This is a genomic window from Streptomyces sp. NPDC057543 (assembly GCF_042801895.1).
Lineage (GTDB): Bacteria > Actinomycetota > Actinomycetes > Streptomycetales > Streptomycetaceae > Streptomyces.
The window spans coordinates 1-15884 of sequence record NZ_JBHVFF010000202.1 but is presented as its reverse complement, the minus strand read 5'-3'; the positions used below and the strand labels follow the sequence as shown (position 1 = coordinate 15884).

Below are 15884 nucleotides of genomic sequence, written 5' to 3'. Positions count from 1 at the left end.
CATCCGCAAACCCTCTTGCTCGCATTGGGGGTGGGGCTGTTTTTTGTTAAATCCCCCCCCCCCCCCCCGGGGCCGCGGCCCCTCCTGTGGGGGGGGGTCCCCGGCGTTTTTCCGCGCCGCTAATGTGATCGCATGGCGAACGCAGAGATCGGTGTCATCGGCGGCTCGGGCTTGTACTCCTTCCTGGAGGACGTCACGGAGGTGCGTGTGGACACCCCGTACGGACAGCCGAGCGACTCCCTCTTCCTCGGCGAGGTCGGCGGCCGCCGGGTCGCCTTCCTTCCCCGCCACGGACGCGGCCACCATCTGCCGCCGCACCGCATCAACTACCGGGCCAACATGTGGGCGCTGCGTTCCGTCGGCGTACGCCAGGTGCTCGGCCCGTGCGCGGTGGGCGGACTGCGTCCGGAGTACGGACCGGGCACGCTGGTCGTACCCGACCAGATGGTGGACCGCACCAAGGCTCGTACGCAGACGTTCTACGACGGGGAGATCCGGGCCGATGGCGCGGAGCCGAATGTCCTGCATCTGGGCTTCGCCGACCCGTACTGCCCCGAGGGGCGCAGGGTGGCGCTGACGGCGGCTCGCGCGAAGCACTGGGAACCGGTGGACGGGGGGACGCTGGTGGTCGTCGAGGGGCCGCGCTTCTCGACGAGGGCGGAATCGCGCTGGCACGCGGCAATGGGCTGGTCTGTGGTCGGGATGACGGGGCACCCGGAGGCGATCCTCGCCCGTGAACTGGGCCTCTGCTACACGACGATGACGCTGGTGACGGACCTGGACGCCGGCGCGGAAGCCGGGGAGGGCGTCTCGCACGGCGATGTGCTGAAGGTGTTCGCCGCCAATGTGGACCGGCTGCGCGCAGTGCTCTTCGACATGGTGGCCGCGCTGCCCGCGGAGGCGGACCGCGACTGCCCGTGCTCGCGTGCGCTGGACGGGCTGGAGACGGGGATCGAACTTCCTTAGCCGGGGCAGCCGGGGCCAGGAGGCGGCCGGGTGACGAAGTTGTCCACAACGCTGGGGCTGTCCACAGGCTTCGGCGGGAAAAACGCGGACGGTGGATCGTGAGGGGTGTTCGTCCAAAACTCTTCACGCCAGGTGGTGTTGACCATGTTCCCGTCGTCGCAGTCGTCCCCGTCGCCCTCGTCGTCCCCGTCGTCCCCGTCGTCCCTGCCGTTCCCGTCACGCTCCGGACGGTCCGCTGCGACGACGGCTCCAGGGCCTCCGGCGTCGGCTCCCCCGCCGTGTGGTGTGCCTGCGTTCGAACCGTTGCGGGTGGGCGGAGGCGGTGGGCACCGACTGCGGCGGGCACTGTGGCGGCAACGCCACACCATGGCCGCCGGACTGGCCCTGACGGCTGCAGCGCTGGCCGCGACGGGGCTGGGCGGGAGCGGCGTGGGGGGCGATTCCGGGCATGGTGCGGAGGCAGGGGGCGCGGCCGGAGCGGCGCCGGAGCGGGCGCGGGGGACGGCACCGTTGGTGTCCGCACCGGTCCGGATCGCGGATGCGGGGACGGTGCGGCTGTTACGGCCGGGTGACCGCGTCGACGTCATCGCCGCCGAGAGAACCGGATCCGATGCCCGGGTGCTGGCGAAGGGCGCGCGGGTGGCGGACGTACCGCAGGCTCCGGCCGAAGGTTCCGCAGAGGACGGTGCGTTGATCGTGCTGTCCGTACCACGGGGCACGGCCGCGTCGCTGGCCGGAGCGGCCATCTCCGGCAGGCTGGCGGTGACCCTGTGCTGATGCGTACTGATGGGCGGTCAGTAACCGGATCCTGTGGGGTTCGGTGCGCGGGAGAACCGACAGCAGCGTCGTCGGACCACCACGGAGCGGGGGCTCAGATGTGGTGGGGCGGCTTCTCGTCGAGGAAGCGCGCCAGATCGGCGGCGCTGCCGCCGGCCGGGGCCCGCTCGCCCCACCCTCGGTCCGTATCGTCCGCGGACTGCTGGTCCAGCGGATCGTCGAAGATCAGAGCCGGAGCGGGTTTCGGCTGTTCCGGCTGGGACGGCTTCGAATCGCGCGGGCCGGGGGCGGGGGCGGTGCTCATGCATCCAGGGTACGGCGCTGGTCCGCGGTACGGCGGTCGTCAGCGGTCCGGCGGTCGTCAGCGGTCCTTCGGGTCGAGCAGCCACAACCCGAGGACGACGAGGAACGACAGACAGAGGAAACCGGCGCCCCACCAGGCCGTGCCGGTGTTGCCCTCCATCCACGCGTCGACGATGACGGTCAGGCCCCAGAGCTGTCCGATGACGACGGTCATGGCCAGGGCCAGCCGGGCCGTCAGTTTCGAGGAGCGTTCGGGCTCCTGGTCGGTCCCCGCGCCCGGGCCGGGACCGGTGTGGCGGATCCGGGGATCGCCGTAGCCGCTGGTGGGACGGATCTGCGGATAGCGCTCGTGGACGGGGCGGTTGAGCTCGGGGCGGGCACTGCCCGCGTGGTACTCCGGGTACTCCCCCGGGTGTTCTGTGGACCCCTGGCTCCGGGGCTTCTGGGCGTCGGTCATGTCCGCCTGCCGGTGGCCTCGGCCTCAGCGGCCCGGGTACGGGACGCCCTGCCTCGTTGGCGGTCAGCACCGGGCCCGTTCACCCCGACCGTTCCTGTTCCGTCGACGACGACGGGCGACCCCGGTGCGTCGACCAATGGCGGCCCCGGTGCGTTGGCGGCGGCTGTCCCCGACGCGTCGGCCATGGGCGCCTCCGCACCTCCGTCCTTGACCGCGGGGCAGCCGATGCGGGACGCGAGGTCCGGGCGGTCGGCGCTGAGCTGACGGCACAGTCCGTGTTCGATGCTCTCGCCCGAGCGGGTCGTACCGACCGCCCAGATGCTGCCGTCGGCCTGCTCCGTGAGCACCACCTTGGGCAGTGCGCGGGGCGGCGGCCCAGCGGTGACCTCGCCGGTGCGGGCGTCAAAGACGCCCTCGTGGCAGGGGCAGTACAGCTCGCCCTGCGAGCCGCGGTCCTTGCGCCAGAGCACGGCGCAGGCGAGATGGGTACAGATCGCGGAGTAGCCGACGAGGGTGCCGTCGTCGAGCCGGACGGCGACCGCCCGGTCCTCTTCGTCCGGGTAGTGGAAAGCCATGGACTCGCCGGGAAGGAGCTGAGTGGTGATCTTCTTCGGCGCGGGTGTCTTGCCGTCGTCGGGTTCGCCGTGGCGCGGAAGGATTCCGCCGGCCACGCCGAGACCGCCGACGGCGAGGCCGCCCGACACGGTCGCGACGATCCGTAGGTAGTCGCGCCGGGTGGTGAGGGAGTCGGCGGCGATCCGGTCGTGCAGGGCTTCGCGCGGGTCCCCGGAGGACGGCTGGTCGGTGACGCTCATCGGCGGACGTCCTTCCCGTTGATCTCGACGACGGGAAGGCCACCGGGCACCGGCCATTGGACCTTGTCGGCCGGGACGACCATGGCCACACCGGTGCGGACCTCGCTGTGACCGAAGACGAAGGTGTCGGCGACCTGGACGCCCGGGCGCTCGGCCTGGAGTTCCTCGACGGTTCCGTAGAACAGCGCTCCTGTCGGGCAGACGGTCGCGCACATGGGGGCGAGGCCATAGGCGGTGCGGTCGTAGCAGAGGTTGCACTTCATCTGCAGCTTCGCCTGCAGATCGATCTTCGGGACACCGAAGGGACAGGCGTTGACGCAGTTGGCGCAGCCGATGCAGCGGGTGGTGTCGGCCTGCTGCACCACACCGTCGGCGGTCACCGGAATCGCGTCGGCGGGGCAGACCTCGGCGCACGGGGCGACCGGGTCCTCGCAGTGCATGCAGACCGTGGGAAGGGAGGCGACGGACCGGCCCTCGTCGGTGTAGTCGAGGTGGATCATCGATCTACCGCGGTGCGAGTCGCATTCCCGGCAGGCGGAGACACATGCCTGGCAGCCGATGCAGCGCCCCGGATCGATGAAGATCGTTCTGCCCATCATGCGGGGATCAGCCCCTCTCCGAGGTGCCACGGCCCTGCGGGGACGTGGGCGGCAGCGGGTCGGTACGGGAGACCTGGGTCTCCGGGTAGGCGACATGGCCGGGCGCGACGGGAGGCGCCGGGACCTCGTCGATCCTGTCCGCGTGCTCGATACGACAGGCGCACACCTTGTACTCGGGAATCTTGGAGCGGGGGTCGAGGGCATCGATGGTGAGGGCGTTGGCCGAGGTGGGCACGGGCCAGTGGTACGGGATGAAGACGGTGTCGGGGCGGATCGCCTCGGTGACCAGGGCGGGGAAGACCTCGCTGCCGCGCCGGGTCACGACGCGGACCGGTTCACCGTTGCGGAAACCGTGGGAGGGGTGGAGCTCGGCCCAGGGGCGCGGAGTCTGTTCGACGAGGGCGCCCAGTCGGCGGGTCTGATTGCCGGACAGGAAGTGGGCGACGGTGCGGCCGGTGGTGAGCGACATGGGGTGCTCGTCGTCGTACGGGTCCATCGGCGGGTGCCAGTCGACGACCTGCAGATGGATCTTGCCATCGGGGTGGTAGGTCTTCCCGTCCTCGAAGAGCCGGGGGGTGCCGGGGTGGTCGGTGGAGGGGCAGGGCCAGGCGATCCCGCCGGTCTCCTCCAGCCGTTCGTAGGTGATGCCGTAGTAGTCGTTGACGGTTCCGGCGGAGGCGGTCCGCAGTTCGTCGAAGACCTCGCGGGAATCGGCGAAGGCGAATTTGTCGCCCGCGCCGAGGCGCCTGGCGAGTTCGCGCATCACCCAGGTGTCGGTCCGTACGCCGGGGGGCGGGTCCTGGGCCTTGTTGTGCTTGACCACCCGGGCCTCGGCGTTGGCCATCACCCCCTCGTCCTCGGCCCAGGTGGTGACGGGGAAGACGACATGTGCGTTGGCAGCGGTCTCGGAAAGGAAGAAGTCGAATTGGGCATGGAACTCTGTGGCGTCGTACCCCTCCTTGACCACCTTGTAGTTGGGCAGGGAGACGAAGGGGTTGTTGCAGATGCCGATCAGTCCGCGGATCTCACGGCGCTGCATCTGCCAGACCATTTCCATCATCGAGGTGCCGGCGGGCGGGAGTTCGGACTCCTCGATCCCCCAGATCTCGCAGATCTGTCTGCGATGCTCCTCGTTCGTGATCGAGCGGCCGCCGGGAAGGAGGTCGGATTTCTGACCGTGTTCACGGCCGCCCTGTCCGTTGCCCTGGCCGGTGAGGGTGCCGTAGCCGGCGCCGGGCTTGCCGATGTGGCCGGTGGCGGCGCAGAGGTTGATCACGCTGAGGCAGTTCTCGACACCCTGCGAGTGGTGTTCGATACCGCGGGCGTGCCAGGCCATGGCCTTGGGGGCGCGGGCGAAGGCGCGGGCGACCTGAACGATCTGCTGGGCGGGGACCCCACAGATCTCGGCGGCCCGGGACGGCGGGTACGTGCGGGCTTTGGCCTTCACTTCCGCCCAGCCGGTGGTGTGGGCAGCGAGATGGGCCTCGTCGGTCAGTCTCTCCTCGATGACCACGTTCAGCACGGAGTTGAAGAAGGCCGAGTCGGTGCCGGGCCTGAGCGCGACATGGATGTCGGCGGTTCGGGCGATCGCGGTTTCCCGGGGATCGACGACGATCAGGCTCGCACCGCGGTCCCGGGCCCCCCACACGTACTGGGTCATCACGGGGAAGCACTCACCGACGTTGGAGCCCGCGATGAGCAGACAGTCGGTGAGCAGGATGTCGGAGAAGGGGTTGCCCGCCCGGTCGATACCGAAAGCGAGTTTGTTGGCGCCTGCGGCGCTGACCATGCAGAGCCGGCCGTTGTAGTCGACATGCCGGGACTTGAGGGCGACCCGGGCGAACTTGCCGACCAGATAGGTCTTTTCGGTGAAGAGACTGGCGCCGCCGAGGAGCCCGAAGGCGTCGTTCCCGTAGCGCTGCTGGATGCGGTTGATCTCGGAGACGGTGAAGTCGAGTGCCTCGTCCCAGGAGACCTCGCGGAAGTCCTCGTCCCGGGAGCGGCGCAGGAGCGGGGCGGTGAGCCGGTCGGGGTGGTTGACCTGCTGATACGCGTTGATGCCCTTGGGGCACAGCCGCATCCGGTTGATGTCGTGGTTGCGGGGTTCGACGCCGAAGACCTTGCCTCCCCGGTCGACGCGCAGATACATCCCGCACTGGACCCCGCAGAAACAGCAATGGGTGGGGACGAGCGTCTCGCCGTCCTGGTCGGCGCGCCACCGGTCGGCGGGGATACCGCCCGCGTCCCGGAAGCCCCGGGTACCGGGCGGCGCGAGGGAGGGGTCGAGAGGGACGACCGTACGGGGGGCGGCCGCTCGCGCATCCGGGGTCACTGGAAGCCTTTCTTCACCTGGGAGAGATAGGCGCTGCCGCGCAGCACCCGCTTGCAGCGCGGGCAGTATTCGGCCCACTCGTCGAAGTCGAGACTGAGATCACGCATGGTGCCGCGGAGGTTCTCGACATACGGCGCGGTGTCGATGGGTTCCTCGCAGCGGCGGCAGCCGAAGACCTCCTGGTCCTGCCGGGCGGTGTATTTGAACAGCTGCATACCGACCGCGGCCGGGCGCTGGACGATGTGGAAGAACTTCCCGAACGGGATGTAGATGAGGGTGAAGACCACCGACACCATGTGGAGGATCGCCAGGAATTCGTATCCGCCGCCGTGCAGGAAGATCGACGAGAAAGTGAGCAGCAACCCGGTCACGGAGATGACGATCAGGGCGATCAGCGGCACCAGGTCGTAGGCGAAGCGCTGGCCGGTGATGGCGCCGCGGTCCTTCATCCGCCGCCAGAGGAAGTACGAAGCGCCGGGGATGACGAGAACGGCGGCGATGTCCAGGCCGTGAAACATCAGCCAGCCGAGAATGTCGAGGGAGTCGAATCCAACGATCTCGAAGCCCCAGATGCGCATCGCGTAGCCCGGGCCCGAGCCGGAACCGGAGGTGAAGGTGAACCAGCCCCACGTCAGCGGGAAGGTGATCAGGGAGGCGAGGACGCAGCCCCAGAAGATCAGTTGGTGGGCGGCCCAGCGGGCACGGGAGCGCGCACCGAGGAATTTCTGGAAGCCCAGATAGGTGGCGATCATCCGGGGCAGGGCGGTGGGGGCCTTGCGGAAGTTGGCCAGGGAGAAGAAGCTCCGCCACCCCTGTTTGAACAGCCGCCGGGCACCTGGCGCGGAGACCCAGACGGTGTATCGGTAGGCGATGCCGAAGGCGAGGAAGACAGTGGCGACGGCGTACGGGAGAAGGGCGGAGTCGAAGTTCTCCAGAAGCCGGCTGCCGAACACGATCGCGAGGATGAGCAGGGCGGAGACGATGATCCCGGCCGCGGTCGCACGGGCGGTGACGGACCGGGGCGCGGCGGCCCGGTGTCCGGGACTCCCGGGGGGCTGTGGGGTGCCGGGCGCTTCGGAGATGCCAGTGTGCCCGCCACCGGGGGCGGGCTGCGCGGCTGCGGCAGAGGCTTCTGGTGGCTGGGTCACCCCGTCACCGTAGGGGCTTATCGGGTGATTGGTCCTGTTTTACAGCTCGGCAGGGTGAGCCCGTTCGCCCGACCGGCTCGCAGAACCTGCGCGGGCCCGCAGCGCCTGTCAGGTGACGCATCGATGGAGGAGGCCGTGGGCCAGGCCCATGTGTCAACGACGGTGGCCGCCGCCGCATTGACCGTGCCCTCCGCGCTCTTCCTGCTGACGGTGTGGGGCGACGCACGCCCGCCGCTTCAAGCGCGATCTCGCGGAGCAACTGCCCCTCCCCGTGGCCGCGCTGGTGATCCTGGCCTGTACCTTCGCCGGGGAGTGGGCCGTGTTCGCGGCCGGCCTGGTGGCTGCGGCGACCGTGGCCGTGGGGGTACCGCTGTCCCGGCGGCCCACGGTGGCGGGGCGAGCACACGGATGTGGTGCGGCGCCCCCGCGGACGGCGAGTGGTGAGTTGCCAGTGATGAATCCTGTGAGGAGCGCGTGATGACGGAAGAACCGCACAAGCCGACCGGCCTCTTCGCCGCGCAGTGCACGTCACCTCTGTCAGCCGGGCCGCTCGACGCGCTCACCGATGTGGCCGGGCTGCGCGTCGGCCATGCGCAGGTGCCGGGTGCGGGCGCGCTGAGCGGCACCACCGTCGTCCTCTCCCCCGAGGGCGGTGCGATCGCGGCCGTCGACGTACGCGGTGGCGGCCCCGGCACCCGGGAGACGGACGCGCTCGATCCGCGCAATCTGGTGCAGCGCATCGATGCCCTGGTCCTGACCGGCGGCAGCGCGTACGGCCTGGACGCGGCCTCCGGTGTGATGGCCTGGCTGGAGGAACAGGGTCGCGGGGTGCGGGTCGGGCCCGATCCGGCGCAAGTGGTGCCGGTGGTCCCGGCCGCGTGCATCTTCGACCTGGGGCGGGGCGGCAACTGGCGGGCCCGCCCGGACGCGTCGACCGGCCGCGCGGCAGTGGTGGACGCGGCGGGTACGAAGACCGGGGCGCCGGTCGTCGAGGGGAATGTCGGCGCCGGTACGGGTGCGGTCGCCGGGCAGCTCAAGGGCGGGGTCGGCACGGCGAGCGTGCGTCTGGCGTCCGGGATCACGGTGGGCGCGCTCGTCGTGGTGAACGCGGCGGGTTCGGTGATCGATCCGCGTACCGGAGTGCTGTACGGGGAGTACGGCGCCGCCGAACCTCCGGTGCACCCCGCGCCCGAGGTCCACCGTGCGGCGCGGCAGCGCCTGACCGAGGCCCAGGAGGCGAACGCGCGGCCCCCGCTCAACACCACGCTCGCGGTCGTCGCCACGGACGCCGACCTCACCCGGGCCCAGGCGCAGAAGCTCGCGGGTACGGCGCACGACGGACTGGCGCGCGCCGTCCGCCCCGTACATCTGCTGACCGATGGGGACACCGTTTTCGCGCTGGCCATCGGTGCCCGGTCACTGGATCCGCAGAACCCGATCGCGCTCAACGATCTCCTGGCGGCCGGCGCGGACGCGCTGACCCGTGCCATCGTGAAGGCCGTCCGGGCAGCTCAGAGCGTCAACAGCCGCCCCGACGGGGGCAGCTACCCCGCGTACAGTGATCTCTACGGCGCAAGCCCGTCCCCGTCATGACCCTTGCCGCAAAGCCGCCCGGGCCCCGACTCGCCTGCCGGGTAAGAAAGTTCGGACGAACCGCCAGGAACCATCTGCGTGCTCCATACGTTTTCCTGAACCCCGGTCACGATGTCAGACCCAGGGACTACGTTAAGCACGCACCAAGTAACACGCGGCGACGGCCTGGAGACAGCACCTTGAGCGATCCGTACGAGACAACCGAGCAGCACCTCGAGCGACTCCTGCGACGGGCACTCAACTCTTTCGATCTGCCCGACAGCACGGTCGAGAGACTCGGTACCGCACTCGCCCACAGCAGTTCCCTGCACTCCTCGCACCACAGTTCCGTACTCCACCGCGAGACCTACCGGCACACGTATCTGCTGTCCGACGGCAACCCCCTCACCCTGTGGGAGCTGGTGCACGGCGGTCCGCGGAGCCCGATGGACCCGTGCTCCCGGTCGGAGCCCGACCTCCGGCACCACGAGTTGTACGACGACGAGGCCGATGCCCATATCGCCGCCGCGCGGCTGACCGGAGGCTTCGGTGACGTCCTGGCGTTCGGGGAGGAAGGGCCGCAGGCCGAGCTGGAGGTACTCACGGTCCTGATGGCGGCTCCCCCGGTCCCGCTCCCCCGGATGTACGCCCCGGACAACTCCGCCGACCATGCCCGCCGCGTCCTGCGCCGCGCGGAGAACAGCGACTGCCCCGGCGAGGAGACCGCCCGGCTGCTGCGCGCCGCGTTCGCCCACCACATCACCCAGGTCTTCGGCCGGCAGTGCCGGGTGGACGGGCGGGACGCCGGATTCACCCTGTACGAGCACGCCTTCCTGCTCCTCGACGGCAGCGAGTCGAGCCTGTGGGAGGTCGAGCACACGGCCACGCCGGACGGCCGCCACATGTGCGAGGTGTACGGCGACGAGGACTCCGCACGCGGAGCCATGGAGAGCCGTACACGCATCTGCTGACCCGAGGCGACCCGGGCGGGGAGCGGCGAGAAGGGCGACGGTGCCCGCATCCCCGAAGGGGTGCGAGCACCGTCGCCCTTCTCCACGTCGGAGCATCGTCGGATCATCAGGGAGTGAAGGCGGGCTCCTTGCCGAGCTCGGGCTTGTTCACTGCGTGCACGGACCCGGCCAGGGTGTCCGGGGCCGCGTCGTCCTGATTCCCGTGGTCCACGGCTTCGTCCGTGGTGTCCGCGCCCTCGCCGTCGCCCTCCGCGTGCCGCCGCGGCCGGGCGGGCATCGCGAACATCACCAGGAAGATCACCGCGAGCACCCCGGCCACCCACCACAGCGAGTGCTGGAACCCCTCCGCGAATGCCGGGCCCACCTGCTGCGGCGTCAGCCGGTCCCCGATCGAGCTGAAGAAGACGACCGAGACCAGTCCGAGCCCGAGTGCGTTGCCCATCTGCTGCACGGTGTTGATCAGCCCGGAGGCCGAACCGGAGTGTTCCTTGGGCACCTCGGACAGCACCATGTCCGTCAGCGGGGCCACGATCAGGCCCATGCCGACGCCCATGACCACCAGCGGCAGCGCCATCTGCCAGGACGCGATGCCCATGCCGTACCGGTCGGACTCCCAGATGTAGAGGAGGAGGCCGACGATCATCAGCAGCGCGCCGGTCTGAAGCACCTTGCGGCCGAAGCGGGGCACCAGCTTCTGTACGGAGATCCCGGCGGCGAACGAGACGGCGATCGAGAACGGGATACCGGTCGTACCGGCCCGCAGCGCGCTCCAGCCGAGGCCCTTCTGCATGTAGAGCGTCCAGACCAGGAAGAAGATGCCGAGGCCGATGCCGAAGGCCAGCTGCACGGCGATGCCCGCCGCGAAGCTCTTGACCCGGAACAGCGACAGTTCCACGAGCGGCGAACCGTCCTTGCGCGCCTTCTCGCGCTCGAACACCACCAGGACCAGGAACACCAGCAGGCTGCCGATCATCGACGCATAGCCCCACAGCGGCCAGCCCAGCTCGCGCCCACGGGTCAGCGGGTAGATCAGCATCAGCATCCCCAGCGTCACCAGCGCGACGCCGATCAGGTCGAGCCGGAGCGCCTTCGGGGCCTTGGATTCGGTGATGAACTTCCGGCCCAGGACGAGGCCGGCGAGGCCGACCGGCAGGTTGATCAGGAAGATCGGCCGCCATTCGAGACCGGCGATGTTCCACTCGGTGAGCAGCGCCCCCAGCAGCGGTCCCATCACGGCGCCGAGGCCGACGATCGCGCCGAAGAGACCGAAGACCTTGCCGCGCTCGTGCGCCGGGAAGGTGGCGTGCACGATCGACAGCACCTGCGGAACCATCAGCGCGGCGGTGCCGCCCTGGAGGATGCGTGAGGCGACCAGCATCTCCGGATTCATCGCAAATCCGCAGAGCGCGGAGGCCAGCGTGAAACCGCCTATGCCGATGAGGAACAGCCGCTTGCGGCCGTAGATGTCGCCCAGCCGGCCGCCGGTGATCAGCCCGGCCGCGAAGGCCAGGGCGTATCCGGCGGTGATCCACTGGATCGAGCTGAACGAGGCGCCGGTGTCCTTCTGGATGCTCGGGACGGCGATGTTGACGATCGTGACGTCGACCAGGTCCATGAAGGCCGCGGTCATCACGATGGCGAGCGCGAACCAGCGTCGCCGGTCCGACGGGTCCGAGGACACCGTGGGCCCGGATGCCGTGGACGGCAGAGATGTGGAAGAAGTCATGAGAAGAAGCTAAACAGCCATTAGGACAGATCATGACCCAATGGATGGGCAACCTGGTGAGACGACCGACACCCGGACACACCGGCACCCGGACACGAGGATGGGCCCATGACGGACACTCCGGCACGACTGCTGAACCTGCTGTCGCTCCTCCAGACGCCTCGCGAGTGGCCGGGCAGCGAGCTCGCCGAACGGCTCGACGTCAGCCCGCGCACCATCCGTCGCGACATCGACCGGCTCCGCGAACTCGGCTATCCGGTCGAGGCCTCGCGCGGTTCGGTCGGCGGCTACCGCCTCGTCGCGGGCACCGCCATGCCGCCGCTGCTCCTCGACGACGAGGAGGCGGTGGCCATCGCGGTGGGCCTGCGGGCGGGCGCCGGGCACGCCATCGAGGGGGTCGACGAGGCGTCCGTGCGGGCTCTGGCGAAGCTGGAGCAGGTACTGCCGTCGCGGTTGCGGTACCGGGTCTCGACCCTGCAGAACGCGACGATGCCGCTGACCCGTGGCGACGGCTCGACGATCGATCCGCACACACTGACGGTGATGGCGTCGGCGGTCACCGGCCGGGAGCGGCTGCGCTTCGCCTACCGCGCGGGCGACGGGGCGGAGACGAAACGGGAGGCCGAGCCGTACCGGCTGGTGAGCACGGGGTGGCGCTGGTATCTCGTCGCCTACGACCTGGGACGCGAGGACTGGCGTACGTTCCGGGTCGACCGGGTCAGCGAGCCGTTCGCGACCGGGGCCCGGTTCACACCGCGCGAGCTGCCCACGGGGGACGCGGCGGAGTTCCTCGCCGGCTCGATCGCCCGGCGGCAGCCGGAACTGGCGGTGGATGTGGGCTTCGCAGCCCCGGCGGACTTCGTGTCGGCGCGTCTGCCCGCCGCGTTCGGCCCGCTGGAGCCGACCGGCGAGAACAGCTGCCGGCTGCGGGCCGTGCTGTCGGACTCGCTGGAGTGGGTGGCGCTCCGACTCGCGCTGGTGGACTGTGAGTTCACCGCTCACGAGCCGCCGCAGCTGGTGGAGTACCTGGGCGACCTGGGCGCACGCCTGGCGCGCGCGACGGCACGCTGACACATCGCAGGCCGGACAGCGCCCGGGGGGTGACGGCCTGCCGTCGGCCAGCGCGCGAGCGCCAAGAAGGCAGGCGCCAGAAAAGGCAGGCGGGCACCGAAAAACATACGAGTGCCAAAAAGAATGAGCCCCGGCGCCAGGGGGGGGTGGGCGCCGGGACTCAGCTCAGGGGGTCACACGAAGCGACCTATTTCGGAGGATACTGGACCGGGGCTCACGCCGCAGCGTCAAAACCCGTGTCGTGGGCCATTCGCTTCAGTTCGAGCAGCGCATGCTTCTCGATCTGCCGGATCCGCTCACGGGTCAGGCCGTGCTGCTTGCCCACCTCCGTGAGGGTCCGCTCGCGGCCGTCCTCGATGCCGTACCGCATACGGATGATCGACGCGGTGCGGTTGTCGAGCTTGCCGATCAGATCCTCCAGTTCCTCGCTGCGCAGCAGCGTCATCACCGACTGCTCGGGTGACACCGCGGAGGTGTCCTCCAGCAGATCGCCGAACTGCGTCTCACCCTCGTCGTCGACGGACATGTTGAGGCTGACCGGGTCACGGGCCCAGTCCAGGACGTCGCCCACGCGACCCGGCGTGGAGTCCAGCTCGGCGGCTATCTCCGCGTGCTCCGGCTCGCGCCCGTGCTCACGGTTGAATTCGCGCTGCACCCGGCGTATCCGGCCGAGCTCCTCCACCAGGTGGACGGGGAGCCGGATCGTACGGGACTGGTCGGCAATGGAACGGGTGATGGCCTGACGGATCCACCACGTCGCATACGTGGAGAACTTGAAGCCCTTGGCGTAGTCGAACTTCTCGACCGCGCGCACCAGACCCGCGTTGCCTTCCTGGATCAGGTCGAGCAGGGGCAGCCCAGCCCGCGGATAGCGGCGGGCGACGGCAACGACGAGCCGGAGGTTGGAACGGATGAATATGTCCTTGGCGCGCTCGCCCTCGGCGACCAGCGCCTCCAGCTCCGCGCGTGACGCTCCGCCGGCTTCGCTCTCCACCGCGCCATCGAGAATCTGCCGCGCGTACACACCCGCCTCGACGGTTTGCGACAGCTCGACCTCCTTCGCGGCATCTAGCAGCGGCGTACGCGCGATCTCGTCCAGGTACATGCCGACCAGGTCGCGATCGGCGATCTCTCCGCCCGAGGCGCGAACACTGCTTGCCCGGTTGGCCCCACCGGTGGCGGACGAACGACGGGCGACGGCACGGGTTGCCATGCGTGCTCCCTTGCTGAGTAGGTCGCGACACCCTCTCGGGTGCCCTGCATCCGATGGAATCAACGACTGGAATCCGGACAGAATTCCCAAGCCTGGCATTCATTTTCGCGATCATGCAGTACCCTGTGCCGCCACGAGGGGAGATCGCATGCCGAACACCCGGACAGAAGTGCTGGTCAGGCCGGGCACCGACGGTGATTTGGCCGCACTCACGGACATCTACAACCATTACGTGCGTGAGACCGCGCTCACATTCGATACAGACCCCTTTACACCTGAACGGCGTCTGCCGTGGCTTCGTTCCCACCCAGAAGACGGCCCGCACCGTCTTCTGGTTGCTCAGGATGTCCGCATTGTCGGCCCCGCCTCGATCCTGGGATACGCCACCAGCAGCGCTTTCCGCCCCAAGGCGGCGTACGCGACCTCGGTCGAGGTGAGCGTGTACTGCGCTCCGTCGGCCACCGGCCGCGGCATCGGCACGCGCCTCTATTCGTCCCTGTTCGAGGCGCTGGCGGGCGAGGACCTGCATCGCGCGTACGCGGGCATCACCCAGCCCAACGACGCCTCGGTCCGGCTGCACGAGCGCTTCGACTTCCGCCACGTCGGTACGTACGCCGAGGTGGGCCGGAAGTTCGGCGCGTACTGGGACGTGGCCTGGTACGAGAAGCGGCTGGGACCGCAGTCCTAGGGCCCGGCCCGGACGAGGCCTAGGTCCGCCGCCCGTTACGCGCCGCGGGCCCCGCGCCTAGCGTGCCTCCGTATGAGCGACCGCATGGACAACCGTATGGACACCGCGGCGAGCAGCCACGACGCGACCGGCAGCGGCGACGACAAGACCGCATACGACACCACAGGCACCCTCGACGAGGCGCTGGAGCGCCTTCACGCCGCAGGCCCCGAACGGAACGGCTGGCTGAGCAATCACGGCCCGATGGCCGTCGAAGCGCTGTGCCGGCACGGTCAGGCACCGGCCGTCCACCGTTGGCTCGACCACTACAGCCACAACCTGGAGGACATGCCGGACCCCGCGTCCCCGGTGACGGCGGCGAACTGGCGCGAGGCCCTGGGCGACCCGCGCCGGATCGCGGACTGGACGCGGTACTTCGAGCGGGAGACGGCCGAGCGCCCCTGGCGGGAGGTCCTGGCCGAGTGGTGGCCGCGGCTGCTGCCCGGCATCGCGGCGGGCGCCACTCATCCGGTGATCCGGGTCGGCCACTGCGTGCGCACCCTGCTCGCCGGTGCGACGAGCGCGCCCCGCATCACCGAGCTGGCCCACGGCCTCGGCTACTGGGCCGCCCGCCACCGACCACTGCCCCCGCTGACCCGGCTGACGCCCGCCCCGAACGCAGCGGCCGCGCTGGACTCCGTACCGCCGGTGCCCGAGCAGAGCGGCGGCATCCGGGACCGGCTGGCGCAGCTCACCGGGTTCCCGACGTGGCCGCAGCGGCTCACCGACGATCCGGACGAGGCGCGGACCCGGCTGGAGGAGCTGGTGAGGGCCGCGACCCACCGCTATGCCACGCACGGGTACGCCGAACCGATCATGCTGGTGCACGCCGCGACCGCACCCAATGCCGTACTGCGCACGCTCCCCGCGCTCCCCCGCGCGCTGTGGGCACCGAGCCTGCGGGCCGCCTGGGCGGCGAGTGCCGCGGTCACCGCCGCGTACAGCCCGGCCGGGCCGGCCCCGTACACACCGGCTGTCGCGTCGGCGGAGGAGCTCTTCGCGCGGGCGGCGGCGCACGGTGACGATCACACGATCAAGTTCACCGACACCGCGCTGGACGTCGGCGACGCCACGGCCCTCGCCGCCGCGCTCCGCTCGATCGAGCTGAACCCGCCGACGCTGTGACGGGCCTGTCGACCCGGCTGTGAGGGCCTGCCGACCCGGGGCCGGTCCTGCCGGAGCCGCGACGGACCCGCCACCCCGGCGA

Annotated in this window: 15 protein-coding genes; 7 read left to right on the top strand and 8 right to left on the bottom strand. The window is 70.1% G+C overall.

Features of this window, described 5'->3' with window-relative positions:
• Positions 1-132 precede the first annotated feature (132 nt).
• Positions 133-966 carry an S-methyl-5'-thioadenosine phosphorylase gene (locus ACFU8Q_RS28230; protein ID WP_384458717.1) on the top strand — a complete coding sequence of 278 codons (834 nt, stop codon included), beginning with the start codon at positions 133-135 and terminating at the stop codon, positions 964-966.
• Positions 967-1332: 366 nt separating this feature from the next.
• Entirely contained in the window at positions 1333-1743 is a 411-nt protein-coding gene (locus ACFU8Q_RS28225; protein WP_384458715.1) for a hypothetical protein, read from the top strand.
• A 94-nt stretch (positions 1744-1837) separates the two neighbouring features.
• On the opposite strand, the gene ACFU8Q_RS28220 is transcribed toward ACFU8Q_RS28225, so the two are convergent.
• The 6 genes from ACFU8Q_RS28220 to ACFU8Q_RS28195 are packed head-to-tail and all read right to left on the bottom strand — an operon-like array spanning position 1838 to position 7397.
• Positions 1838-2047, bottom strand: a complete 210-nt coding sequence (locus ACFU8Q_RS28220) for a hypothetical protein (protein WP_384458713.1) — start codon at positions 2045-2047, stop codon at positions 1838-1840.
• A gap of 57 nt (positions 2048-2104) precedes the next feature.
• On the bottom strand, positions 2105-2503 hold the full coding sequence (locus tag ACFU8Q_RS28215; protein ID WP_384458711.1) for a hypothetical protein: 399 nt from the start codon (positions 2501-2503) through the stop codon (positions 2105-2107).
• The gene (locus ACFU8Q_RS28210; protein ID WP_384458709.1) at positions 2500-3318 is read right to left on the bottom strand and encodes a Rieske (2Fe-2S) protein; all 819 of its coding nucleotides are present in this window, start codon (positions 3316-3318) and stop codon (positions 2500-2502) included. The genes ACFU8Q_RS28215 and ACFU8Q_RS28210 overlap by 4 nt, the downstream gene beginning before the upstream one ends.
• Complete coding sequence (locus ACFU8Q_RS28205; protein WP_384458707.1) at positions 3315-3917, bottom strand: 4Fe-4S dicluster domain-containing protein; 603 nt, start codon at positions 3915-3917, stop codon at positions 3315-3317. The genes ACFU8Q_RS28210 and ACFU8Q_RS28205 overlap by 4 nt, the downstream gene beginning before the upstream one ends.
• 7 nt (positions 3918-3924) lie before the next feature.
• Complete coding sequence (locus ACFU8Q_RS28200) at positions 3925-6249, bottom strand: molybdopterin oxidoreductase family protein (RefSeq protein ID WP_384458705.1); 2325 nt, start codon at positions 6247-6249, stop codon at positions 3925-3927.
• Positions 6246-7397 carry an MFS transporter gene (locus ACFU8Q_RS28195; RefSeq protein WP_384458703.1) on the bottom strand — a complete coding sequence of 384 codons (1152 nt, stop codon included), beginning with the start codon at positions 7395-7397 and terminating at the stop codon, positions 6246-6248. The genes ACFU8Q_RS28200 and ACFU8Q_RS28195 overlap by 4 nt, the downstream gene beginning before the upstream one ends.
• 477 nt (positions 7398-7874) lie before the next feature.
• Here ACFU8Q_RS28195 and ACFU8Q_RS28190 point away from each other — a divergent pair, with 477 nt between their 5' ends.
• On the top strand, positions 7875-8990 hold the full coding sequence (locus tag ACFU8Q_RS28190) for a P1 family peptidase (protein WP_384458701.1): 1116 nt from the start codon (positions 7875-7877) through the stop codon (positions 8988-8990).
• A gap of 179 nt (positions 8991-9169) precedes the next feature.
• The gene (locus ACFU8Q_RS28185) at positions 9170-9940 is read left to right on the top strand and encodes a DUF6227 family protein (RefSeq protein ID WP_384458699.1); all 771 of its coding nucleotides are present in this window, start codon (positions 9170-9172) and stop codon (positions 9938-9940) included.
• A gap of 106 nt (positions 9941-10046) precedes the next feature.
• Here the strand turns inward: ACFU8Q_RS28185 and ACFU8Q_RS28180 are convergent, their stop codons facing one another.
• The gene (locus tag ACFU8Q_RS28180; protein ID WP_384458697.1) at positions 10047-11666 is read right to left on the bottom strand and encodes an MFS transporter; all 1620 of its coding nucleotides are present in this window, start codon (positions 11664-11666) and stop codon (positions 10047-10049) included.
• A 108-nt stretch (positions 11667-11774) separates the two neighbouring features.
• Between ACFU8Q_RS28180 and ACFU8Q_RS28175 the strand changes: the two genes are divergently transcribed.
• Positions 11775-12737: a helix-turn-helix transcriptional regulator gene (locus ACFU8Q_RS28175; protein ID WP_384458695.1), complete on the top strand. Its 963-nt coding sequence runs from the start codon at positions 11775-11777 to the stop codon at positions 12735-12737.
• 214 nt (positions 12738-12951) lie between these two features.
• Here the strand turns inward: ACFU8Q_RS28175 and ACFU8Q_RS28170 are convergent, their stop codons facing one another.
• On the bottom strand, positions 12952-13950 hold the full coding sequence (locus ACFU8Q_RS28170; RefSeq protein WP_384458693.1) for an RNA polymerase sigma factor RpoD/SigA: 999 nt from the start codon (positions 13948-13950) through the stop codon (positions 12952-12954).
• Between the two features lie 148 nt (positions 13951-14098).
• On the opposite strand from ACFU8Q_RS28170, the gene ACFU8Q_RS28165 reads away from it, so the two are divergent.
• Positions 14099-14638 (top strand): GNAT family N-acetyltransferase, encoded by a 540-nt coding sequence (locus tag ACFU8Q_RS28165; RefSeq protein ID WP_384458691.1) that lies wholly within the window; start codon positions 14099-14101, stop codon positions 14636-14638.
• A gap of 96 nt (positions 14639-14734) precedes the next feature.
• Complete coding sequence (locus ACFU8Q_RS28160) at positions 14735-15802, top strand: questin oxidase family protein (RefSeq protein ID WP_384458719.1); 1068 nt, start codon at positions 14735-14737, stop codon at positions 15800-15802.
• Positions 15803-15884 lie beyond the last annotated feature (82 nt).

Coding starts and splice junctions, on each gene's coding strand:
- ACFU8Q_RS28230 (WP_384458717.1), top strand. CDS start 133: ATGGCGAACGCAGAGATCGGTGTCATCGGCGGCTCGGGCTTGTACTCC.
- ACFU8Q_RS28225 (WP_384458715.1), top strand. CDS start 1,333: ATGGCCGCCGGACTGGCCCTGACGGCTGCAGCGCTGGCCGCGACGGGG.
- ACFU8Q_RS28220 (WP_384458713.1), bottom strand. CDS start 2,047: ATGAGCACCGCCCCCGCCCCCGGCCCGCGCGATTCGAAGCCGTCCCAG.
- ACFU8Q_RS28215 (WP_384458711.1), bottom strand. CDS start 2,503: ATGACCGACGCCCAGAAGCCCCGGAGCCAGGGGTCCACAGAACACCCG.
- ACFU8Q_RS28210 (WP_384458709.1), bottom strand. CDS start 3,318: ATGAGCGTCACCGACCAGCCGTCCTCCGGGGACCCGCGCGAAGCCCTG.
- ACFU8Q_RS28205 (WP_384458707.1), bottom strand. CDS start 3,917: ATGATGGGCAGAACGATCTTCATCGATCCGGGGCGCTGCATCGGCTGC.
- ACFU8Q_RS28190 (WP_384458701.1), top strand. CDS start 7,875: ATGACGGAAGAACCGCACAAGCCGACCGGCCTCTTCGCCGCGCAGTGC.
- ACFU8Q_RS28180 (WP_384458697.1), bottom strand. CDS start 11,666: ATGACTTCTTCCACATCTCTGCCGTCCACGGCATCCGGGCCCACGGTG.
- ACFU8Q_RS28175 (WP_384458695.1), top strand. CDS start 11,775: ATGACGGACACTCCGGCACGACTGCTGAACCTGCTGTCGCTCCTCCAG.
- ACFU8Q_RS28170 (WP_384458693.1), bottom strand. CDS start 13,950: ATGGCAACCCGTGCCGTCGCCCGTCGTTCGTCCGCCACCGGTGGGGCC.
- ACFU8Q_RS28165 (WP_384458691.1), top strand. CDS start 14,099: ATGCCGAACACCCGGACAGAAGTGCTGGTCAGGCCGGGCACCGACGGT.
- ACFU8Q_RS28160 (WP_384458719.1), top strand. CDS start 14,735: ATGGACACCGCGGCGAGCAGCCACGACGCGACCGGCAGCGGCGACGAC.